This is a genomic window from Pseudomonas sp. M30-35 (assembly GCF_002163625.1).
In the GTDB taxonomy this organism is placed as follows: domain Bacteria; phylum Pseudomonadota; class Gammaproteobacteria; order Pseudomonadales; family Pseudomonadaceae; genus Aquipseudomonas.
The window spans coordinates 4,579,744-4,601,529 of sequence record NZ_CP020892.1; the positions used below are offsets into that span (position 1 = coordinate 4,579,744).

Annotated in this window: 17 protein-coding genes; 9 read left to right on the plus strand and 8 right to left on the minus strand. The window is 56.4% G+C overall.

Going from position 1 to position 21,786, the window contains the following annotated elements:
* The first annotated feature begins 7 nt into the window (after positions 1 to 7).
* Entirely contained in the window at positions 8 to 628 is a 621-nt protein-coding gene (locus B9K09_RS20980; protein WP_087518625.1) for a LysE family translocator, read from the plus strand.
* A gap of 142 nt (positions 629 to 770) precedes the next feature.
* Here B9K09_RS20980 and B9K09_RS20985 read toward each other — a convergent pair whose 3' ends face one another.
* Together B9K09_RS20985 and mutM are read right to left on the minus strand one after the other, a co-directional pair.
* Positions 771 to 1,118, minus strand: coding sequence for a multidrug transporter (locus tag B9K09_RS20985; RefSeq protein WP_087518626.1), 348 nt, complete (start codon positions 1,116 to 1,118; stop codon positions 771 to 773).
* A gap of 195 nt (positions 1,119 to 1,313) precedes the next feature.
* Positions 1,314 to 2,126 (minus strand): bifunctional DNA-formamidopyrimidine glycosylase/DNA-(apurinic or apyrimidinic site) lyase, encoded by an 813-nt coding sequence (gene mutM / locus B9K09_RS20990; RefSeq protein ID WP_087518627.1) that lies wholly within the window; start codon positions 2,124 to 2,126, stop codon positions 1,314 to 1,316.
* 126 nt (positions 2,127 to 2,252) lie between these two features.
* On the opposite strand from mutM, the gene B9K09_RS20995 reads away from it, so the two are divergent.
* From B9K09_RS20995 to B9K09_RS21025, 7 genes are all read left to right on the plus strand, one after another.
* Complete coding sequence (locus B9K09_RS20995) at positions 2,253 to 3,449, plus strand: class I SAM-dependent rRNA methyltransferase (RefSeq protein ID WP_087518628.1); 1,197 nt, start codon at positions 2,253 to 2,255, stop codon at positions 3,447 to 3,449.
* Between the two features lie 374 nt (positions 3,450 to 3,823).
* Complete coding sequence (locus B9K09_RS21000) at positions 3,824 to 4,951, plus strand: ABC transporter ATP-binding protein (RefSeq protein ID WP_087518629.1); 1,128 nt, start codon at positions 3,824 to 3,826, stop codon at positions 4,949 to 4,951.
* 85 nt (positions 4,952 to 5,036) lie between these two features.
* Positions 5,037 to 6,110 (plus strand): ABC transporter substrate-binding protein, encoded by a 1,074-nt coding sequence (locus tag B9K09_RS21005; protein ID WP_087518630.1) that lies wholly within the window; start codon positions 5,037 to 5,039, stop codon positions 6,108 to 6,110.
* A gap of 79 nt (positions 6,111 to 6,189) precedes the next feature.
* On the plus strand, positions 6,190 to 7,422 hold the full coding sequence (locus B9K09_RS21010) for an ABC transporter permease (protein WP_087518631.1): 1,233 nt from the start codon (positions 6,190 to 6,192) through the stop codon (positions 7,420 to 7,422).
* 3 nt (positions 7,423 to 7,425) lie between these two features.
* Positions 7,426 to 8,277 (plus strand): ABC transporter permease, encoded by an 852-nt coding sequence (locus tag B9K09_RS21015; RefSeq protein WP_087518632.1) that lies wholly within the window; start codon positions 7,426 to 7,428, stop codon positions 8,275 to 8,277.
* 327 nt (positions 8,278 to 8,604) lie between these two features.
* Positions 8,605 to 10,452, plus strand: a complete 1,848-nt coding sequence (gene ilvD, locus B9K09_RS21020; RefSeq protein ID WP_087518633.1) for a dihydroxy-acid dehydratase — start codon at positions 8,605 to 8,607, stop codon at positions 10,450 to 10,452.
* A 200-nt stretch (positions 10,453 to 10,652) separates the two neighbouring features.
* Positions 10,653 to 12,032, plus strand: a complete 1,380-nt coding sequence (locus B9K09_RS21025; protein WP_087518634.1) for a nucleobase:cation symporter-2 family protein — start codon at positions 10,653 to 10,655, stop codon at positions 12,030 to 12,032.
* A 433-nt stretch (positions 12,033 to 12,465) separates the two neighbouring features.
* Here the strand turns inward: B9K09_RS21025 and argA are convergent, their stop codons facing one another.
* The 4 genes from argA to B9K09_RS21045 form a co-directional block, all read right to left on the minus strand.
* Positions 12,466 to 13,764, minus strand: coding sequence for an amino-acid N-acetyltransferase (argA, locus tag B9K09_RS21030; RefSeq protein WP_087518635.1), 1,299 nt, complete (start codon positions 13,762 to 13,764; stop codon positions 12,466 to 12,468).
* A gap of 169 nt (positions 13,765 to 13,933) precedes the next feature.
* Positions 13,934 to 15,100 carry an acetylornithine deacetylase gene (gene argE, locus B9K09_RS21035; protein WP_087518636.1) on the minus strand — a complete coding sequence of 389 codons (1,167 nt, stop codon included), beginning with the start codon at positions 15,098 to 15,100 and terminating at the stop codon, positions 13,934 to 13,936.
* Between the two features lie 376 nt (positions 15,101 to 15,476).
* Positions 15,477 to 16,745, minus strand: a complete 1,269-nt coding sequence (locus tag B9K09_RS21040) for an inorganic phosphate transporter (RefSeq protein ID WP_087518637.1) — start codon at positions 16,743 to 16,745, stop codon at positions 15,477 to 15,479.
* 38 nt (positions 16,746 to 16,783) lie between these two features.
* A complete protein-coding gene (locus B9K09_RS21045; protein ID WP_087518638.1) occupies positions 16,784 to 17,461 on the minus strand; it encodes a TIGR00153 family protein in 678 nt (225 codons plus the stop codon).
* 109 nt (positions 17,462 to 17,570) lie between these two features.
* On the opposite strand from B9K09_RS21045, the gene B9K09_RS21050 reads away from it, so the two are divergent.
* Positions 17,571 to 18,935: an inorganic triphosphatase gene (locus B9K09_RS21050; protein ID WP_087519227.1), complete on the plus strand. Its 1,365-nt coding sequence runs from the start codon at positions 17,571 to 17,573 to the stop codon at positions 18,933 to 18,935.
* A gap of 142 nt (positions 18,936 to 19,077) precedes the next feature.
* Here B9K09_RS21050 and B9K09_RS21055 read toward each other — a convergent pair whose 3' ends face one another.
* Positions 19,078 to 20,094: a CNNM domain-containing protein gene (locus tag B9K09_RS21055; protein ID WP_087518639.1), complete on the minus strand. Its 1,017-nt coding sequence runs from the start codon at positions 20,092 to 20,094 to the stop codon at positions 19,078 to 19,080.
* Entirely contained in the window at positions 20,091 to 21,467 is a 1,377-nt protein-coding gene (locus tag B9K09_RS21060; protein ID WP_087518640.1) for a hemolysin family protein, read from the minus strand. The genes B9K09_RS21055 and B9K09_RS21060 overlap by 4 nt, the downstream gene beginning before the upstream one ends.
* Positions 21,468 to 21,786: the final 319 nt, after the last annotated feature.

Sequence of the window (21,786 nt, forward strand, 5' to 3'; positions counted from 1 at the left end):
GACGCACATGGAGCTTGCGACGTTAGCGTTATTCCTGCCCGCGTGCTTTGCACTGAATATGGCACCTGGGCCTAACAATCTGCTCTCTATCAGCAACGCCACCCGATATGGATTCCGCTCATCCTGTATGGCGGGTGCCGGTCGTCTGCTTGCCTTCGCGATCATGATTGCACTGGCGTCAGCAGGCTTGGCTGTCGTGCTACAAACGTCAGAACTGGTCTTCTATGGGATCAAGATAGTTGGCGCTGGCTACCTATTCTACTTGGCATACCAGCTATGGGGCGCTGCCGCGAAAGCCGAGGCTGAGCCAGCAAGCACCCACGTGGGTTTATGGACTCTGGCACGACAAGAGTTCCTCGTCGCGGCAGGTAACCCCAAAGCCATTCTGATATTTACCGCATTCCTACCGCAGTTTATTGATCCGACTGCAGACATTGGCGCTCAATTTACGGTGCTTGGGTTATGTTTCCTGGCATTGGAATGGATTGCTATCGGGATCTACGCATACATTGGATTGCATATGCGCCGCTGGTTTGCCCAGCCTCGAGGTCAGAGGATTTTCAATCGATGCTGTGCCGGATTATTGTCCGCTGCCGCCTCGCTGCTATTGATGGCTCGCCGAGCCTGACCCGCATCAGGTTGCCCAGGTCGCGCTTCACCGGGCTCACCAGATGCTCAGGACAAAAAGCGGTGTTCGCCCTACGTACTTCAGGCACAAAAAAACCGGCGTTCAGAGTATGAATCCGCCGGTTTTTTGTTCTGAGTAGAACTCAGTTATTGCCTTTGTAACCCACGCTGGTGCAACCCAGACAACGCTGAAAAGCCTCGCGACCCGGCTCTTGGATCAGCGCGGTTGCGGCCTCATCAATGTTACCGCCGAGCGCGGTAAATGGCAGGCTGACGATAAATGCAGCAGTACCAATGATGGTCGCCCCGATAAGCAGTGGACGTGCAATAAGCAAGTCACCAATCATCGAATACGCCTTGGGTGCATTGGCGGTGTAAATTGGGTCACCACTGGTATTGTCGTCCCGCTGAACCACTTCAGCCGACGCCGGTAGTGCCAGCAGGCCAGAGGAAAGCGCCAGGACAACAGCGATCGAGCGAAACAGATTCATGGAATAATCCTTCAACGATACAGAGTCAGTTCATATAACTATATCAGCGCAATGCCAATTGTCAGCGTGATTGGCTTCAATATCCGTGAACAAGCACCGTTCAACTGACTTTTTGACGTGAGAACGCAGACTGCATCACTCTTTAACCGCATTCAGCGCCCTCTGAAAAGCCAGCAACCACCAGTGATGGACTCGCTAGCGCTGGCACTGCGCACAATAAACGCTGGCGCGCTGCCCCAGTTTTAGCTCACGCAATGTACTGCCGCACACTTTGCAAAACTCACCGCCACGGCCATAGGCGAACAGTTCTTGCTGGAAGTAGCCGGGCTGGCCGTCACCGCCGATAAAATCCCGCAAGGTAGTGCCGCCACGCTCGATGGCATGGGCCAGAATGCGTTTAATCTCCACCGCCAGCTTGGCGTAACGCGCCTTGGAAATGCTTCCGGCTTCGCGGCGAGGGTCAATCCCTGCGGCAAACAGCGCTTCAGTCGCGTAGATATTGCCCACACCGACCACCACGGCGTTATCCATGATGAACGGTTTGACCGCCATCGAACGCCCTCGCGACTTCTCGTACAAGCGCTCGCCGGAAAACGCATCGGTCAGGGGTTCGGGCCCCAGCTTGCTCAGCAGCACATGCTCAAGTGGCGTGTTACTCCAGAGCAGCGCACCGAAACGACGCGGGTCGGTGTAGCGCAGCGCCATGCCCGATTCCAGCTCGATATCGACATGCTCGTGTTTTGCCGCAGGCGTGCCACATGGCACTAACCGCAGATTGCCAGACATACCCAAGTGGCTGATCAAACTGCCGGTTTCGAGCTTGATCAGCAAATACTTGGCGCGGCGCTCGACGCATTCGATACGCTGGCCTGAGACCAGAATATCGAGGTCCTCCGGGATCGGCCAACGCAAGCGGCGGTCACGCACAATCACCCGGCTGATACGTTGGCCAACTAAATGAGGCGCAATGCCGCGGCGGGTGGTTTCGACTTCAGGGAGTTCGGGCATAGGTCGCCAATTCGGTAGATATTTCAGCGATTAATTTTCACATTATCCTGTCGCTAAAACCAGCAAGCACAGCCCTAAGAAGCCTGTGCTGCGCTATAATTTCGCTCTTTTTTCGGAGAGCACCCAATGTCCCTGCCCAGCCTGCGCCTGAAAGCCAATGCCGACCGACGCCTGCGCGCCGGCCATCTTTGGGTCTACAGCAACGAAATTGATGTCGCCGCCACGCCACTCAACGGTTTTGCCGCCGGTGATCAAGCGATTCTTGAGGCCGCAGGCGGTAAGCCGCTTGGCGTTGTCGCGCTCAGCCCGAACAACCTGATCTGCGCTCGCCTGCTGTCGCGTGACGTCAAGCATGTGCTGGACAAATCATTGCTGGTGCATCGCATTAACGTTGCCTTGAGCCTGCGCGAGCGCCTGTTCGACAAGCCTTGCTACCGCTTGGTCTATGGCGATTCTGATCTGCTGCCAGGCCTGGTGGTTGATCGTTTCTTCGATATTTTGGTCGTGCAACTGGCTTCTGCGACCATGGAGCGGCACAAGGATGACGTGCTTGCAGCGCTGATTCAAACCATCAAACCCAGCGGGATTTTGCTCAAGAATGATTCCGCAGCGCGCGACGCTGAAGGCCTTGAGCGTTATGTCGATACCGCCTTTGGCGTGGTGCCTGAATGGGTCGCGCTGGAAGAAAACGGCGTTAAGTTCGAAGCGCCGGTCATCGAAGGTCAAAAGACTGGCTGGTTCTATGATCACCGCATGAACCGCGCTCGCCTGGCTCCGTATGTTAAAGGCAAGCGAGTGCTGGACCTGTTCAGCTACATCGGCGGCTGGGGCGTGCAAGCCGCTGCATTTGGCGCCACTGAAGTCATGTGTGTCGATGCCTCAAGCTTTGCTTTGGACGGTGTTGAGCGCAACGCAACGCTCAATGGTTTGTCTGAGCAAGTGGTCTGTGTTGAAGGCGATGCCTTCGCCGCGCTGAAAGAGTTGAAGTCGGCCGAAGAGCGCTTCGATGTGGTGATTGTTGATCCACCTGCGTTCATCAAGCGCAAAAAAGACATGAAAAACGGTGAAGCCGCTTACCGCCGCCTCAATGAACAGGCGATGCGTCTGCTTAATAAAGACGGAATCCTGGTCAGCGCCTCGTGCTCCATGCACCTGCCCGAAGATGACTTGCAGAATATCCTGCTGACCAGCGCACGCCACCTCGATCGCAATATCCAGTTGCTTGAGCGCGGCGCGCAAGGTCCTGATCACCCGGTGCATCCAGCTATCGTTGAGACTCGCTATATCAAGAGCCTGACTTGCCGGCTGCTGCCAAACAGCTAAAAGCAGTTAGCGGCGGCCACACCTGATTTTAGGATGTGGCCGCGCTCGCCAACGCCCCCGCCCAATACACCTGCAACAGCTACGCACTAATACCGTGCGGGTATTCGGGTGTCTGCTGCATAGCGTTTTGCTGTGTAGTTGTTACAAGTCCCCACACCCAAAGTGGCCAATAGCCCAGAGCCAACTAGTCTTATCGACAAAGCGACGCGTCAAATAGGCCATCTGTTTTGTTTGGCGTGGTAATTGCTTTGTTGTTCAGCATAAAACGTATCAATAACAGCAGATCGCAGATGAGCAGGCGCTACTGCTGGTAAAAAATATACAAGGACTGGTCATGAGCCAGTGCTTGTTTTTGTTTTCGGGCGGGGAGATGTATGGCTGATCAAGCTGGGGACAAACCGTTCCTGCAATTCACCAACGTAAAAAAGACCTATGACAACAAGAGCCTTGTAGTCAAAGACTTCAACCTCGATGTAGCCAAGGGCGAATTTATCACCCTGCTCGGCCCGTCAGGCTCAGGCAAAACCACCTGCTTAATGATGCTCGCCGGTTTCGAGGATGTTACCAGCGGCGAAATCCTCATCAATGGCCGCTCGGTCACTAGCATTGCGCCTTACCAGCGCAACATCGGCATGGTCTTCCAGCAATACGCCCTGTTCCCGCACTTAACCCTGCGCGAAAATTTGGCGTACCCGTTGAAAGTTCGCAAAATGGGCAAGGATGAAATCAACGCCAAGGTCGATGAATACCTGGCGCTGGTTGAGCTGCAAGACTTTGGCAATCGGCATCCCGGCCAGCTTTCCGGCGGCCAGCGCCAGCGCGTGGCCTTAGCCCGCGCGCTGATTTTCGCCCCGGATATCGTGCTGATGGACGAACCGCTTGGCGCTCTCGACAAAAAACTGCGCGAGCAAATGCAGTTCGAAATCAAACGCCTGCACGAGCAGCTCGGTTTCACCGTGATTTATGTCACCCATGATCAGACTGAAGCGCTGACCATGAGCGACCGCATTGCCGTATTCAACAACGGTATCGTCCAGCAATGCGCGGCGCCACACGTGCTGTATGAGCGCCCGGCCAACCTATTCGTTGCGGGTTTTATCGGCGAGAGCAACACGCTTAAAGGCACCATTGCCTCAGTCGAATCAGACACCGTCACCGTACGCCTCGAAGACGGCGCGCAAGTCAGTTGCCTGAAAGCCAACTGCACAGAGGTTGGCGCGCCAACCACCATTTCGGTACGCCCCGAGAAGCTGACCTTTACCGATCGCCTTGGCACCACAGGCAACCAGATCAAGGCCCGCTTCGTCGCTCGCCACTATGTCGGCGAATACATTCGCTACCAGTTCGAAGCCGCAGACGGCACTGAGTTGGTAGTCAAGAATCTGAACGACAGTTCAGCTCCGCAATTCAGCGCCAAAGATGAAGTCGCCTTGGCCTGGCTTGCCCAAGACAGTCAGGCGCTTGACCGGCCTGCACCACAGACAACAACACAGGTTCCGTAGCCGTGGAAAAGGCAGCGCATTAATTTGCATAGACTTCCCAAAGCGGCTTAGCAACACACATAAAAACAGGCAATGGAGCACGGATATGGCTAGATCACTATGCACCAGTATTTCCGCTTTCACTCTGACGGCTGCCTTGGGCTTGGCGTCGTTTGGCGCGCACGCTGAAGACAGTTTGACTGTTGTATCCTGGGGTGGCGCTTACGGCACAGCCCAAAAGAATCACATGATTGACCCGTTCCAAAAGGATACCGGCGTCAAGGTGCTGTTCGAGGACTACTCCGGCGGTGTGGCCGAAATGAAGGCTCAAGTTGAGTCCGGCAATATCCAGTGGGACGTGGTCGACGTAGAAGTAATCGACCTTGAGCGCGCCTGTTCCGAGGGGCTACTCGAAACCATCCCGCGTGACATTCTGCCACCAGGTGTGGACGGCACACCGGCTGAGGAAGACTTCATCCCGGATGCCCTGTCCAGCGAGTGTGCGATCGGCAACATTGTCTGGTCGGTGGTGTTTGCCTACAACGAAAAAACCATTGGCGACACCAAGGCGAGCAGCATTGGCGACTTCTTCGACACTGCAAAAATCCCGGGCAAGCGCGCCATGCGCAAACGTCCGCAGGTAAATATGGAGTGGGCATTGCTGGCTGATGGTGTTGCCCCTAAAGATGTCTATGAAGTTCTGGCAACGCCTGAAGGTCAGGAACGCGCTTTCAAAAAGCTCGACACCATCAAGAACGACATCGTCTGGTTTGACTCCTGGTCGCAAGCTCCACAACTGCTGAATGATGGCGGTGCGGTGTTGGTGCAATCGGCTAACGGTCGCTTCTATGACTCGATCCGTAAAGAAGGCAAACCTTTCGTTATCGTCTGGGACGGCCACGTCTACGACCTCGACGCCTGGGCAGTACTGAAAGGCTCGCCGAAAAAAGACCTGGCATTCAAGTTCATCGCTTACGCCACCCAATCCAAGCCACTGGCGGGGATGAGTGACGTGGCTTACGGCCCAACCCGTAAGTCTTCAACGCCGATGATGGACCCTGCCGCAGCACCGCATCTGCCAACTGCGCACCTGGATGAAGGTATCCGTGCCGGTTCTGAGTTCTGGGCAGACTACGGCGAGTCGCTCGGTGAGAAGTTCAACGAGTGGTTGCTCAAGTAACTTAACGCCCCATCAGCTGGGCGACGACTAAGTCGCCCAGCTGGATTTACGACTGACCCCTGATCTACGGAGTTCACGCTTGTCATCGTTAACCACCACTGAAGCCAGACAAGCAGCCAGCGCGCAACGCAAAAAACGTCTCACCGCGTTTATGTTTGTGGTGCCACTGCTGGTGTTTATATTACTGACCTTCGTTGCCCCCATCGCCAGCATGCTCTGGCGCAGCGTGCATCACCCGACAGTGGCCGAGCTGATTCCGCACACCCTGATTGCGCTGAAAGACTGGGACGGCAAAGCTGTGCCCGATCAACAGACCCTGCAAATTTTTGCCGTAGAGCTTAATGGCCTGGCCAAGGAGCGTCTGTCCGGCAAGCTCGCTGAAGAGATCAACCGTGCCTACGCGGGCATGTCTAGCGTGGTCAAATCCACAGCGCGTAAAGTCACCAAACTGAAAGGTGACGACCTCACAGAAAAAGGCGCCGAAACCCTGCTCGCCGCCAACCCCAAGTGGCAACGTACTGACCTGTGGTTCGCGATTCAGCGTGCTGGTAAGAGGTACACTTACGATTATTACCTGACCGCACTCGACCTCGAACTGAAACCCGACACGGGTATTCAAGTGCGCGAAGAAACTCAGATTTACCTGCAGCTTTACAGCAAAACGCTGACCATGGCGCTGGTGATCACCCTGCTCTGCGCCGCACTTGGCTATCCGCTGTCCTATTACCTTGCCAGGCTCCCGGCGAACCGCGCGAACCTGCTGCTGGTGTTGGTACTGCTGCCATTCTGGACATCGTTACTGGTGCGCACGACTGCGTGGATTGCGCTGTTGCAGACCAACGGGGTGATTAACTCATTCCTGATGGGCGTCGGACTAACCGATGAGCCGTTCGAGATGCTCTATACCTCGTTCGCCACCGTGGTCGCGATGACCCACATTCTGTTGCCATTCATGATTCTGCCGCTGTACAGCGTGATGCGCGGCATTGACCCCAGCTACATGCGCGCCGCATTGTCACTGGGAGATAAACCGATCCCGGCGTTCGCCAAGATTTACTTTCCCATGACCCTACCCGGCCTTAGCGCTGGCGCCTTGCTGGTCTTCATCATCTCAGTGGGTTACTACATCACCCCAGCGCTGGTGGGTGGCACCGACGGCCAGATGATCAGCAACATCATTGCCTTCCACATGCAGCGCTCGAACAACTGGGAGCTGGCCGCTGCGCTGGGCTCACTGCTGCTCGCGCTGATTCTGTTGCTCTACTGGCTGTACGACCGTTTCGTCGGCGCCAGCAATATCAAGTTGGGTTAAACCATGGCCAAAACTCCTGCATATTTCGGCTTCTGGTATCACATTGGCACCTGGCTGCTGAAAAGCACCTCGTGGCTGGTGCTGTTTTTCCTGATCATGCCGATCCTGGTGATTATTCCGCTGTCGTTTAACGTCGAGCCGTTCTTTAGCTTTACCAAAGGCATGCTGACGTTCCAACCCGAGGCGTACTCACTGCGCTGGTACAGTGCAATTTTCAGTGATCCAAAGTGGGTTCTGGCAATCAAGAACAGCTTCTTTATCGGCATCTGCGCCACGATCATCGCCACCCTCTTGGGCACCTGCGCGGCGGTTGGGCTAGCGCGCGACGATATGCCTGCACGGCGCTTAATCACCGCATTGCTGCTATCACCGATGATCGTGCCGCTGATCATCACCGCCGCGGGCATGTTCTTCTTCTACTCGGACCTAGGTTTAGCGGGCAATTATCTTGGGGTGATTCTGGCCCACGCCGCGCTCGGCACACCGTTCGTCATCATCACCGTGACGGCGACACTGACTGGCTTCGACTACTCGCTGGTGCGCGCGGGGTTAAACCTGGGCGCACGGCCGGTGCGAGTGTTCTGGGACATCATCATGCCGCTGATTCGCCCCGGCGTTATTTCCGGCGCGTTATTCGCCTTTATTACCTCGTTCGATGAAGTGGTGGTGATTCTGTTTATGGCCGGGCCGCAGCAACGCACCATTCCCCGGCAAATGTTCTCGGGCCTGCGTGAACAGATCAATCCGAGCATTCTGGCGATTGCCACACTGCTGATCATCCTCTCAATCATCATGCTGGTGACCATCGAACTGCTGCGCCGACGCTCAGCCCGTTTACGCGGCGTCGAGGCTTAATTGCAGGATTAAGCCAGCAGTAAAGCGGCGAGCAAACCAGAGTGAAGCGACGAGCAAGCCGTCCATCAGTCGCCACAACCCTTTCGCCAAACCGCTCGCAGGGATTAGAATCAGAAGTCTCCTGCCACACCTCGGCGGAGCTGGTCACTGCCGCGCTAACCCTGCGCCGCAAGTGACCTCAGACCAACCCGCGGACATTTCCGTTTGCGTTGTGCCTGAACCCGGCTCACCCTACGTATATAAGGGCGCTTGTAAAAACCACTGCGTTACCCACCACAGTTGTTTTTACAGGCTCCCGCCAACCGTTATTAGCTGCAGGAACCTGTCATGCCTGATTATCGCTCGAAAACCTCCACCCACGGCCGCAACATGGCTGGCGCCCGTGCCCTTTGGCGTGCCACTGGCATGAAGGATGAGGATTTCAAGAAGCCAATTATTGCCATTGCCAACTCCTTCACCCAGTTCGTGCCAGGCCACGTACACCTGAAAGACATGGGCCAGTTGGTCGCCCGTGAAATCGAAAAAGCTGGCGGCGTGGCGAAAGAATTCAACACCATCGCAGTCGATGACGGCATCGCCATGGGCCACGACGGCATGCTTTATTCGCTGCCAAGCCGCGAGATCATCGCCGACTCCGTGGAATACATGGTCAACGCCCACTGCGCCGACGCCATTGTCTGTATCTCCAACTGCGACAAAATCACCCCCGGCATGTTGATGGCCGCTTTGCGCCTGAACATTCCGGTTGTATTCGTCTCGGGCGGGCCGATGGAAGCGGGCAAAACCAAGCTCGCCAGCCACGGTCTGGACTTGGTTGACGCCATGGTGATTGCCGCTGACGAAAGCGCGTCGGATGAAAAAGTTGCCGAATACGAGCGCAGCGCCTGTCCAACATGCGGCAGCTGCTCGGGCATGTTTACCGCCAACTCGATGAACTGCCTGATGGAAGCCTTGGGTCTGGCATTGCCAGGCAACGGCTCAACGTTGGCCACTCACTCTGACCGTGAGCAATTATTCCTGCGCGCCGGTCGTTTGGCGGTTGAACTGTGCCAACGCTACTACGGCGAAAATGATGATTCAGTGCTGCCGCGCAATGTCGCCAACTTCAAGGCGTTCGAGAATGCTATGAGCCTGGACATCGCCATGGGCGGCTCGACCAACACAATCCTGCACTTGCTGGCCGCAGCGCAAGAAGGCGAAATTGCCTTCGACCTGCGCGACATCGACCGCCTGTCACGCAAGATCCCGCAGTTGTGCAAAGTGGCGCCGAACATTCAGAAATACCATATGGAAGACGTACACCGTGCTGGCGGGATCTTCTCGATCCTCGGCGAACTGGCACGCGGCGGCTTGCTGCACACCGATGTATCGACCATTCACAGCCCGAACATGGCTGAGGCGATCGCCCAGTGGGATATCACCCAGACGCAAGATGAAGCGGTGCACACCTTCTTCCGCGCAGGCCCTGCTGGCATCCCAACGCAAACTGCATTCAGCCAGTCGACCCGCTGGGACACCGTGGATGACGACCGCGAGAACGGCTGCATCCGCAGCGTAGCCAACGCCTATTCACAGGAAGGCGGCTTGGCGGTGCTGTACGGCAACATCGCACTGGATGGTTGCGTAGTGAAAACCGCAGGAGTCGATGAGTCGATCCACGTGTTTGAAGGCAGCGCCAAAATCTTCGAAAGCCAGGACAGCGCGGTAAAGGGCATCCTCAATGACGAAGTCAAAGAAGGCGACATCGTTATCATCCGCTACGAAGGCCCGAAAGGCGGCCCGGGTATGCAGGAAATGCTTTACCCAACCAGCTACCTGAAATCCAAAGGTCTGGGTAAAGCCTGCGCATTACTCACCGACGGTCGCTTCTCCGGTGGCACCTCCGGTTTGTCCATCGGTCACGCTTCGCCTGAAGCGGCTGCCGGGGGCGCGATTGGCCTGGTCCAAGAAGGCGATAAAGTGCTTATCGACATTCATCAGCGCAGCATCAACCTGTTGATCAGCGATGAGGAAATGGCCGCTCGCCGCGCCGAGCAAGACAAAAAAGGCTGGAAGCCCGTAGCACCGCGTACGCGCAAGGTGACCACGGCGCTCAGAGCCTACGCCTTGCTCGCCACCAGCGCCGACAAAGGGGCGGTGCGCGACAAAGAATTGCTCGACAAGTTGGTGCCGTAAGCCATACCGGAAGCCGCTTTATAGCGGCTTCCTATATTTTATCCACAGCCATATGCGCTTCATTCACTGCATCAGTGCATTGCCTGAGCACATTGCATGAGCAACAACGCACGCCTAACCGGCTGTTCACCTAAAGTCAGCTAAGCATCGTCCGATTAAGCGCAATTCTGTAGAATCGCGGCTTTTTTGCGGACGGCTGTATGAATTCCCCAGTAGATTTGACTTCCCCGCCAGCTAATCAGAGCGAACTGGTCTACGGTCCCGATGCCCGGCCCAAGCCGTTTATTGCCCTGGTTGCCGCACTTCAGCATTTGCTCGCAATCATCGTCCCAATCGTCACTCCCGGTCTGTTGATTTGCCAGGCGCTGGGCGTGTCTGCCCGTGATACCAATCTGATTGTATCGATGTCGCTGGTGATTTCCGGCATTGCCACCTTTGTCCAATGCAAACGCTTCGGCCCCTTTGGTGCTGGCTTGCTGATTGTGCAGGGCACCAGCTTCAACTTCGTCGGGCCGTTAATTGCAGGCGGCGCGCTGATGGTCAAACAAGGCACGCCGGTAGAAGCGGTAATGGCGGCGATTTTCGGTGTGGTTATCGCCGGTTCTTTTGTTGAAATGGGTGTGTCGCGCATCCTGCCATTTGTGAAGCGTCTGATTACCCCATTGGTGACGGGTATCGTGGTGCTGATGATTGGCCTGACGCTGATCAAGGTGGGCTTGATCAGCATGGGCGGTGGTTTTTCGGCGATGGCCAATGGCACCTTCGCCAATGCTGAGAACCTGATGCTGTCCGGCACCGTGCTGGCGATCATCGTCATACTCAATCGCATCCCGGTGGTATGGATGCGCAGTTGCGCGATCGTTATCGCCTTGGCCGCGGGTTACGCAATGGCGGCGTATATGGGCCGCCTGGACTTCAGCGGCATGCATCAGGCGGCCCTGTTCCAGCTGCCAGTACCGCTGCATTTCGGTCTGGGCTTTTCCTGGGCGTTGTTTATTCCGATGCTGGTGATTTATTTGGTCACCTCGCTCGAAGCGATTGGCGATATCACCGCCACCAGCAAAATATCCGGCAAGCCGGTGGACGGCCCGCAGTGGATGCAGCGCATCAAGGGCGGCGTGCTGGTTAATGGTGCCAACTCATTGCTCGCGGGGGTATTCAACACCTTCCCCAGCTCGGTATTTGCGCAGAACAACGGGGTGATTCAACTGACCGGTGTTGCCAGTCGGCATGTCGGCCTGTGGATTGCTGCAATGTTGATATTGCTTGGCCTGTTCCCCAGCGTTGCGGGGGTTCTGCAAGCCGTGCCGGAACCCGTTCTCGGCGGCGCCGCATTGGTCATGTTTGGCGCGGTTGCCGCTTCAGGTATCAACATTCTCGCCAGCATCCAGCTTGACCGCCGTGCCCTGCTGATTATTTCAGTGTCGCTGGCGCTCGGATTGGGCGTGTCACAAGTGCCAGAGTTCCTGGCGCACATGCCGGAAGCGCTACGTAATGTATTGGAATCTGGGGTGGCCACTGGCGGCATCAGCGCGCTGCTGCTCAACTGGTTCTTGCCTGAGCAGCCGCCACAAAAATAGCGCTGCACCGAGAGGGCAAGCGCTTTGTGGCCTAAGCCTTGGAAGGTGGGCAAGCTTCGCGTTGCCCACCCTACAAGAGTCAATCCTCGTCGGGTGGATGACGCTTTATCCATCCACCATTGCAACCGACGCTGCGGTGCCTACGGCTGACCGGCACAGCTTCACAGCGGCTTGAACCAAGGTGGGCAAGCTTCGCGTTGCCCACCCTACAAGAGTCAAGCCTTGTAGGGTGGATGACGCTTTACCCATCCACCATTGCAACCGACGCAGCGGTGCCAACGGCTAACCGGCACACCTTCACAGCGGCCTGAACCAAGGTGGGCAAGCTTCGCGTTGCCCACCCTACAAGAATCAATCCTCGTCGGGTGGATGACGCTTTATCCATCCACCATTGCAACCGACGCAGCGGTGCCAACGGCTAACCGGCACAGCTTCACAGCGGCTTTTCAAATACCTTGGAATTGCGCTGGAAGTTATACAGCGACGCCCTTGCCGCTGGCAGGCGCTCGACACCGCTGGGGCTGAAACCTCGTTCACGGAACCAATGAGCGGTGCGGGTGGTGAGGACCATCAGGTTTTTCAAGCCCAGTGCCCGGGCACGCTCTTCAATGCGCTCAAGCAACTCATCGCCGCGACCACCGTGGCGATAAGACGGATTAACCGCCAAGCACGCCAGCTCGCCGTAATCAGAATCTGCAATGGGGTACAACGCGGCGCAGGCGATGATCAACCCTTCGCGCTCAACGATACTGAACTGCTCGATTTCACGCTCAAGCACCTCACGCGAACGGCGCACCAGAATGCCCTGATCCTCCAACGGGCTGATCAACTCAATCAGGCCGCCGACATCTTCAATGGTCGCCTCACGAATTGACTCAAACTGCTCCTGCGCAACCAGCGTGCCGTTACCCGTCCGGGTGAACAGCTCATTGAGCAGCGCACCGTCTTCGATATAACTCACGATGTGCGTACGCCGCACACCGTCGCGGCACGCTTGAGCTGCAGCATCGAGCAATTCAGCCTGATAATTACTGCCCAGGCGCTGCACATAAGCGGGTACCTGTTGTGGCAGCAGTTCACGCACCAGCTTGCCGTTTTCATCGAGCAGGCCTTGTTCCGGGCTGTACAGAATCAGCTTGTCAGCCGACAGCTCGATCGCCGCGCGGGTGGCAACGTCTTCACAGGCCAGATTGAAGATTTCACCGGTCGGTGAATAGCCCAGCGACGACAGCAAAACAATGCTCCGCTCATCCAGCAAGCGACCAATGCCCTTGCGGTCGATACGACGGACTTCGCCGGTGTGGTGATAGTCCACGCCATCAACCACGCCAATCGGCCGGGCCGTGACGAAGTTACCGCTGGCAATGCGCAAGCGGGCGCCCTGCATCGGTGAGGCGGCCATGTCCATCGACAAGCGTGCCTCGATCGCAATGCGCAGCTGACCAACCGCATCGATCACACATTCCAGCGTCGGGCTGTCAGTGATGCGCATGTCGCGATGAAAGTGCGGCGTCAGCCCGCGAGCGTTAAGCCGCGTTTCAATTTGCGGACGCGAGCCATGTACCAGCACCAGCCGCACACCCAAGCTGTGCAGCAGCACCAGGTCGTGGACGATATTGCCGAAATTCGTATGAGCAACGCCGTCGCCGGGTAGCATCACAACGAATGTACAGTCCCGGTGAGCGTTGATATAGGGTGAAGCGTGACGCAACCAATTAACGTAATCGTGCATTCCCAAAAAACCTGTGAGTCGAGTACATGACGCAGAACACGGCGCTCTCCAAGTAGAGTTTCAGCGCCAGACAGATGAAAAAGCAAAGCCTTGCCGTTTTATCGTCGCAGTTGAGACTTCGTCACGCGTACGCTCCTCCTAAACAGGTTTACAGCAGCACCTCGGTTCCCTATGGCTTCGGTTGCTCGCTGGATGAGTTAAGACAATAGCTTTTAATCAATTCACGTAACAGACGTACTGTCGGCTCAATACGTGACATTTCCAAGAACTCACCCGGCTGGTGAGCGCAATCAATATCACCTGGACCCAACACCAGCGTCTCACAGCCAAGCTGTTGAAGATAAGGTGCTTCGGTGCCAAACGCTACTGCTGCAGCTTGATGCCCGGTTAGTCGTTCGGCCAAGCGTACCAGTTCGGCATCAGCCGATTGCTCGAATGGCGGCACACTGGGGAATAACGGCGCGTAATCAATTTTGACCTGATGCTGCTCGGCTAACGGTTTTAGCCGTTGCTTGATTGCTGCGCGCAACACTTCCGGCTGCATACCGGGCAGCGGGCGCAGGTCGAACTCCAGCGAACACTGACCGCAAATGCGGTTGGGGTTGTCGCCGCCGTGGATGCAGCCCAAGTTGAGCGTGGGCTGCGGCACAGTGAATTGCGGGTTGAGGTACTCGGTCTGCCACTGCTTGCGCAATTGTTGCAGTTCGCCCATTACCGCCTGCATGGCCTCCAGTGCGCTGTGACCAAGGCTTGGGTCTGATGAATGACCGCTCTGCCCGAGGATATCAATGCGCTCCATCATGATGCCTTTGTGCATGCGGATCGGCTTCAAGCCGGTCGGCTCCCCAATCACAGCGGCGCGTCCCAGCGGTCGGCCCGCATCGGCCAAGGCACGGGCTCCCGACATCGAGCTTTCTTCATCGCATGTGGCCAGAATCAACAAAGGCTGCTTGAACGGCTGATCGAGCAATGGCTGCACAGCCTCGATGATCAGCGCGAAAAAACCTTTCATGTCGCACGTGCCAAGCCCCAGCCAACGACCATCGATTTCCGTCAGTTTCAGCGGGTCGGTCTGCCACAGAGCCGCGTCAAACGGCACGGTGTCACTGTGTCCAGCCAACACCAAGCCGCCTGGGCCAGAACCATAACTGGCGAGCAGATTATATTTACCGGGGGTGATCTCCTGCGTCTCGCAGGTAAACCCAAGGCTTTCCAGCCAACTCGATAACAGCTCGATAACCGGGCGATTGGTCTGGTCCCAATGGGCTTGGGTACAACTCACGGACGGCGCGGCAATCAGCGCGGCGAATTGTTCTTTAAAGCTGGGTAGATTCATGACCAGTCTCCGCTTGCGTGGCCCCATCATAGAGGCAACGCTTACCGAGATTAAACCACCGAATTGATTTCACGGTGCAAAGCAAAACCAACGTGGTCAATAACGGCAGCCGTCACGCGCGCCCCGTGGGGTGGATGACGCTGTTTTCATCCACCCCCTCCAAAATCGCGACTGCATGGATGAGTCAGCCAGCTTGAACAGTGGTGGACAAGCTTCGCGTTGTCACACCCTACGGGCCGTGCGGGTTGCTGCTGGGCAGCAAAAAACTTCGCCCAACAAAAAACCGCTGACGGCGACGACTGTTTAAAAGCAGTCGTGCCGTCAGCGGTTCTTATCAACCATTAACCCGCGCTAGCAGGTTAATGGCGGGTCCTTATCAAGCCCCGCCGAAAATCGCGCGCAGGATATAGAAAAAGACAATCGACAACGCAGCGCCAACCGGCAGGGTGATCAACCACGACATGAAGATCTTGCCGATCACGCCCAGGTTCAATGCACCGATACCCCGGGCAATACCAACACCCAGTACCGCACCGACCAGCGTATGCGTGGTTGATACTGGCAAGCCTATCGCCGAAGCCCCCACCACAGTGGTCGCGGTTGCCAACTCAGCAGCAAAGCCACGGCTCGGCGTCAGTTCGGTGATTTCTTTACCGATGGTGGCGATAACCTTGTAACCGTAGGTCGCCAAACCAATAACGATACCCACCGCGCCCAGCAGCAACACCCAGCTTGGCAAGGCGGCTTTGGCGCCGACCATTTCACCGCCGGAATTAATCACCCCGACGACTGCGGCCAGCGGGCCAACGGCGTTAGCAACGTCGTTGGAGCCGTGGGCGAATGCCATCGAACAGGCGGTGAAAATCATCAACACCGCAAAAACCTTCTCAACACTGGCGAAGTGGAAGTCTTTATCGGCTTCAACGTCAATTTTGATCCGGCTGAGCAAGATGATACCCAAGATCATTACCACGGCGCCGACAGCAACCGAAAGCATAAAGCCTTCAGCGCCAGTGAGGTCCAGACCAATATGTTTCAGGCCTTTGGTCATGGTCATGATCGAAACCATGAAACCGGTGGCGAACATATACAGCGGTACAAAGCGCTTGGCGTTGGCAAAGGGTTCATCGGTGTCGATGATCAGCTTCTGTACGCTCATGAACACGCCGAATGCGATCACACCGGACAACACCGGAGAAATCACCCAGCTCGCCACAATCGGCATCACGCCAGACCAATGCACCGCATCAAACGACACACCTACTGCGGCAAAACCAATAACCGCGCCGACGATCGAGTGCGTCGTCGAGACTGGCCAGCCCTTGGTGGAGGCCACCAACAGCCAGGTTCCCGCTGCCAACAATGCCGACATCATCCCGAGCACCATCAACCCGGGACTGATCATCGAAGCATCGACAATCCCGCTTTTGATGGTTTCAGTCACCTGTCCACCGGCCAGATAGGCACCCGCGAACTCGAAAATCATAGCGACAAAAATCGCTTGTTTAATGGTCAAAGCACGTGAGCCAACCGAGGTCCCCATGGCATTGGCAACATCGTTCGCACCGACGCCCCAAGCCATGAAAAAACCGAAAAGACAGGCAAGGACAAGTAGCACGAAGCCGTAGTCCGCAATCAAAGACATAAATTAATTTCCGTCATTCCTAGAAAGAGTACTAACGCTTAGCGCGCCAGCAGTTGTTCCAGTCGGTTACCTACACGCTCAGCGCGGTCGGCTACATCGCCGAGCCATTCGATGATCTTGTAGAGAAACATTACATCGACCGCAGGAAGGTCCTTTTCCAGTTTGAACAGCGCACGACGAACAGACACCTGCATGACGTCTGTTTCGCGCTCAATTTCTTCAAGTTCCATGACCATCGACTCAACCAGCGTCGCCTCGCGGCCACCAAAACCGGCCTCGAGCAACGAATCGAGTTCTTTCATCGCTTTAAGCGCCTGAGCACTGGCATCGACACAGCGCTGCACATAAATGCGCATCTCGGCCTGCAGCGATGCGGCAATGGTCATACGCCGGCCAAGCATCAAGCCTGCAATGTCCTTGGCCCGGTTAGCGATTTTGTCCTGTACACTGAGCAGTTCAAGCAGATCCGAACGGGGCACCGGCAGGAACAAGTTTTTCGGCAAGTGCAAGCGCACGCTCTTTTTGAGCTTGTCGGCTTCGTTTTCAAGCCGAGCCATTTCCTGTTGTACCTGTTCTACCTTGTCCCAATCTTCAGCCATAACGGCTTCGAAAAAAGGTACGAGGTTCGCCGCGCATTCGTGGGCTTTGGCGATATGTTGCTGCATAGGGCCGATGGGTGAACGACCGAACAGGCTTACAAACGGATTGATTGGCATAGGGTGGACCCCTGATTAAAGAAGGCGGCAAGTATACGGATCGCACCTTATGCTCGCCAGCACGGTCATCGGACTGTCACAAATTATACTAGGCGTAAAACGCACCATCATGCTCAAAGAAACAGAAATTAAGTTACGCGTCAGCCGCGAAACCCTAGAAGCCCTGCGGGCTCACCCCTTGCTGAAAAAGCGCAATAAAGCAGGCTGGGAGCAGCACGAGCTATTAAATCAATATTTTGATACACCTGATCGTGATCTGGCTCAAGCAAAAGTCGCTTTGCGCCTGCGCCGCGACGGTGAAACATTTATTCAAACACTGAAGACCCGCGGCCAAAGTGTAGCCGGTCTCTCAGAACGCAATGAGTGGGACTGGCACCTGCCCAAAGCCAAGCTTGATGTGAAGAAGCTCGATGACAACTGCTGGCCAGTTGCTCTGGCTGACCTCGACAAAAAACAGCTGAAACCCATTTTCACCACTGACTTTACTCGCCAGAAAGCGGATATCGCCTGGGGCCGGGGCAAAAGCAAAGTGATCATCGAGGCCGCTCTGGACCTCGGCAAAGTGATTGCCGACGGTAAAGAAGAAGAAATCTGCGAGCTGGAACTCGAGCTACGCCAAGGCGAGCCAGAAGCGCTGCTCGAACTGGCAGCAGAGCTCGCGGCTGACTTGCCCTTAATGCCATGCGACATCAGCAAAGCCGAGCGCGGCTATCGTTTGTTCGATGCCAGCAGCTACTCGCTGAGCCTGCCAGCCCCTGAGCTGAATGGCGAGTTAAGCCTTGATGACGCGTTTTGCGCGATTGCCTGGCACCTGCTCGGCAGCAGCCAACGCCTGGCGGAGCAATACCGCTTCAACGGCCATTGGCGTTTGCTCAACGACTGGTTTGAACAACTGGTTGACCTGCGCGCCCTGCTCGGCAGCCTGGGTCAAGCAGCACCACGCTCAAGCAGCAGCGAACTACGGCAGATACTCGACAGCTTGCTAAACGACTGGCGTCCACGCCTCCACGCAGGCCAATGGGATGAAGCCGCACGCGCAAGTGCCCCCGCTCAGTTTGTCGAGGAACTCAGCAACACACGCTGGGGGCAGCTGTCGCTGAACCTGTCGCGCTGGTTGCTAGCGCGTAGCTGGACCATTGAGCGCAACAACCGCGGTAATCGCCAAGGCGCCGCGCCGCTGGCCAACTGGCTGCCAACGTTGATCGCCGAAGAAGGCGCCAGCCTGCAACTCAAGCGTTATCAGCAGCAGCCGGAAGACCTGGCGGAGCAACTGCCGCGCATCGAACGCCTGCTGGCGTGGCTGCGAATGGCTCGCAGCACCCTGGAAGTTGCCGAAGTTGACCGTTTGTACGGCGAGCTAAGCAAACTCAGCGAGTTAGCCCATCGGGACATTGACGAGGAATGCCTGAGCGCCCGCAAAGCTCAAGCGATAGCCATTGCCAGCCTTAAATCCTGGCGCCAGTTGGTTAAATAAGCGGCGCACAGCCAACTCTGACAAGCCGCGCCTGCAACGGGCGCGGCGGCGAATCAACCGACAACCCTCCCCCCCCAATCCGACTGGGCAAGTAGTGTTTTAACCGCCCTGGCTATAAGTCATATAAGTTAGAGGCAGCCGGCTATGAGCTAGAGGCAACCGGAAGCACTCGCTTTAGAATGTCGGCCAGCGTGACAACACCGAGCAAGCGCCCCTCTCTCATGATCAAAGCAAGCTGAACACTCGACTTGCGCATGCGAGTCAGCGCTTCATAGACGGGGGTTTTCGCGTCAAGCACAAAAGCTTCCCGCGCAAGCTCATGCGCCGGTCGAGCCGCCGACTCAAGCAAGGTGTCACGCACGTGAACCACCGACGGCTGGATGCCCTCTGCGCCCAACACCAGAATACGAAGATGCCCGGACTCAATGGCCGCAGTGCGAACCTCCGCCACCGTCGCACCCCGAGTAACATGAACCAGCGCCTCACCCTCGACTATCAGAACTTCGACTGGCAGCGTGCCAAGGTCGATCAAGCCTGAAATCTGCTGTTGCATCTGAGGTTTCAGCGTGCCGACCTTCGCCGAATGCTCAACAAGCTGTCGGATGGTTTCAATATCCTGACCGCCAACAGCGGCGCTTTCGACTGGTTCAACACCTGAGGCCTTCACTAGGCGGTTGGCGATTCGATTCACCCAGCTCAGCAACGAGCGCAGCGGCCAGACATAGATACGTGAGACGATGCCAATGGCAAGAGCGGACCTTTCAGGGTGTGCAATGGCCCAGGACTTGGGTGCCATCTCGCCGACAACCAGGTGCAGGAACGTCACCAGGAAAAGCGCGAGTCCAAACGCTGCACCGCCAGCAGCCCAATCGGGCAAACCCCACGCAGTGAACACTGGGCCGAGCCATAAATCGACTGCAGGTTTGGTTACTGCACCCAGGGCGAAAGTACAAAGCGTGATGCCTAACTGAGCACCGGCAAGCATCAAGGTCAAATCATTCATGCCACGCAATGCGGCCCGAGCGGACGGACTGTTGACAGCCAACTCTTCAAGGCGATGTCGGCGAGCGCCGAGCAAAGCGAACTCAATGACGACGAATAAGCCACTCAGGGCGATGAGTGCGACTGTAGCTATCGTGACTACCAGCGGATCATTCATTGGCCTTCCTCCGCCATAGGCACCTTGAGCAGCCGTACGCGAACTTCAGTCGGAACGTGTCGCTCAATGCGCAGCACATCGACTTCAAGTAGATACCTCACGGGTTCGTCGGAAACTAATTGGGCGGGGTCAATAGGCAGCTCAATAGTGACGGTGTCACCTTCCACTGGCAGTGCGCCAAGCTCTGCGATAAGCATACCGGCTACAGTTTCGACATCACCATGAGGCAGGTCGTGACCGATGACGCGCCTGACCTCGTCGAGGTGAACATCACCTTCCATGGCCCAGGTGTCGTCACCCTCAGACACGATTGCTTCACCGACGTCAGCATCATGCTCATCGGTGATCTCTCCGACGATTTCCATGGCGAGATCTTCAATGGTTAGCACCCCAGCGAAGCCGCCGTACTCGTCAATGACGCAGGCCAACTGATTAGTTGTTTGCACCAACTGATCAAGAGCATCTGGCAGCAGCATTAGCGTCGGCAGTACCTTGGCAGGCCTCATCAACGACGCAACGGTCTCGCTACTTTGCCCCAAGTCGAGACGTGCAAGCACGTCGGCGAGGTGTACTACACCCACAGGTGCATCATCGTCATCAATCACCGGATAACGGGAGTGGGCACGCGCCATCAGCCCTCGCAGCTCTTCGAGCGTCGTATCAGGCTCAACCCAGTCAACTTGTGACCTGGGTACCATCGCGTGTTCAACGTTGCGTTGCGGGAAGTCGAGGATGCGATCCATCATCAGCGAAAGCTCACGCGGCAGATCACCACTGTCACGCGAGTCAGCGATGATATGGGGTAGATCGGTAGCCGATGCGCTCACGTCTAGGTCATGAATAGGCTCGATACGCAGTAACTTCAAAAGCAGATTGGCGGACTTGTCGAAGAAACTGATTAGCCAGCCGAAGGCCGACATATAAAACAGTGTCGAGCGGGCAAGCCCGAGCGACAGTGGCTCAGGGTTCGCAATAGCAAGGTTTTTCGGATAAAGCTCACCCACGATCATCTGAATGATCGTGGCGACCACCAGAGCCAGCCCTGTGCCGACGGCCACTCTCGCTTCAGCCGGAATGCCCGCCCCGCCAAGCAAAACGCCCAACGATTCGCCAACCAAAGGCTCTGTGACATAACCAACCAGCAGTCCGGTGACGGTAATGCCTAGCTGGGCCCCCGAGAGCATGAAGCTCGTGCGCTGCGTAACAGCCAGTGCGCGCTTGGCCGACGCGTTACCAGCAGCTGCCAATGCTGCGAGCCTGGTGCGGTCGACGGCCATGTATGCAAATTCTTGCGCAACGAAGTAACCGTTCACGGCAATAATCGCCAGGATGACCAGGACACCAAGAATAAGGGTAAGAATAGGTTCGATCATTTGATCGCTGGCCCCTGTTCAGGAAAGAAGCAGAGAGCGGGTGTAACGGGGCTGGGGTCCACGAAGGGTTCCGTGCGAATAAGGGATAAAAATAATACTGGCGATTGCCGCCCACCGTCCAGTGAGAGAGTTTGTCCGTTTGTAAGCATCGGTGATGGATCGCAAACTGGCCTATCACCAATAACCTTCGACCAATCTCGGCCACTCACCACGTGCAGACGAGGCGTCAATGCCATGGCTCCCAACTATTGCAGTCAAGCACATCAACGCATTGAAAGCGCGCCCAACGATGTGTTGGTCACTACTTGCTTCATGCGAG

Bases quoted from the DNA above. Each gene is read 5' to 3' on its own strand.
- B9K09_RS20980 (WP_087518625.1), top strand. From the start codon at position 8: ATGGAGCTTGCGACGTTAGCGTTATTCCTGCCCGCGTGCTTTGCACTG.
- B9K09_RS20985 (WP_087518626.1), bottom strand. From the start codon at position 1,118: ATGAATCTGTTTCGCTCGATCGCTGTTGTCCTGGCGCTTTCCTCTGGC.
- mutM (WP_087518627.1), bottom strand. From the start codon at position 2,126: ATGCCCGAACTCCCTGAAGTCGAAACCACCCGCCGCGGCATTGCGCCT.
- B9K09_RS20995 (WP_087518628.1), top strand. From the start codon at position 2,253: ATGTCCCTGCCCAGCCTGCGCCTGAAAGCCAATGCCGACCGACGCCTG.
- B9K09_RS21000 (WP_087518629.1), top strand. From the start codon at position 3,824: ATGGCTGATCAAGCTGGGGACAAACCGTTCCTGCAATTCACCAACGTA.
- B9K09_RS21005 (WP_087518630.1), top strand. From the start codon at position 5,037: ATGGCTAGATCACTATGCACCAGTATTTCCGCTTTCACTCTGACGGCT.
- B9K09_RS21015 (WP_087518632.1), top strand. From the start codon at position 7,426: ATGGCCAAAACTCCTGCATATTTCGGCTTCTGGTATCACATTGGCACC.
- ilvD (WP_087518633.1), top strand. From the start codon at position 8,605: ATGCCTGATTATCGCTCGAAAACCTCCACCCACGGCCGCAACATGGCT.
- B9K09_RS21025 (WP_087518634.1), top strand. From the start codon at position 10,653: ATGAATTCCCCAGTAGATTTGACTTCCCCGCCAGCTAATCAGAGCGAA.
- argA (WP_087518635.1), bottom strand. From the start codon at position 13,764: ATGCACGATTACGTTAATTGGTTGCGTCACGCTTCACCCTATATCAAC.
- argE (WP_087518636.1), bottom strand. From the start codon at position 15,100: ATGAATCTACCCAGCTTTAAAGAACAATTCGCCGCGCTGATTGCCGCG.
- B9K09_RS21040 (WP_087518637.1), bottom strand. From the start codon at position 16,745: ATGTCTTTGATTGCGGACTACGGCTTCGTGCTACTTGTCCTTGCCTGT.
- B9K09_RS21045 (WP_087518638.1), bottom strand. From the start codon at position 17,461: ATGCCAATCAATCCGTTTGTAAGCCTGTTCGGTCGTTCACCCATCGGC.
- B9K09_RS21050 (WP_087519227.1), top strand. From the start codon at position 17,571: ATGCTCAAAGAAACAGAAATTAAGTTACGCGTCAGCCGCGAAACCCTA.
- B9K09_RS21055 (WP_087518639.1), bottom strand. From the start codon at position 20,094: ATGAATGATCCGCTGGTAGTCACGATAGCTACAGTCGCACTCATCGCC.
- B9K09_RS21060 (WP_087518640.1), bottom strand. From the start codon at position 21,467: ATGATCGAACCTATTCTTACCCTTATTCTTGGTGTCCTGGTCATCCTG.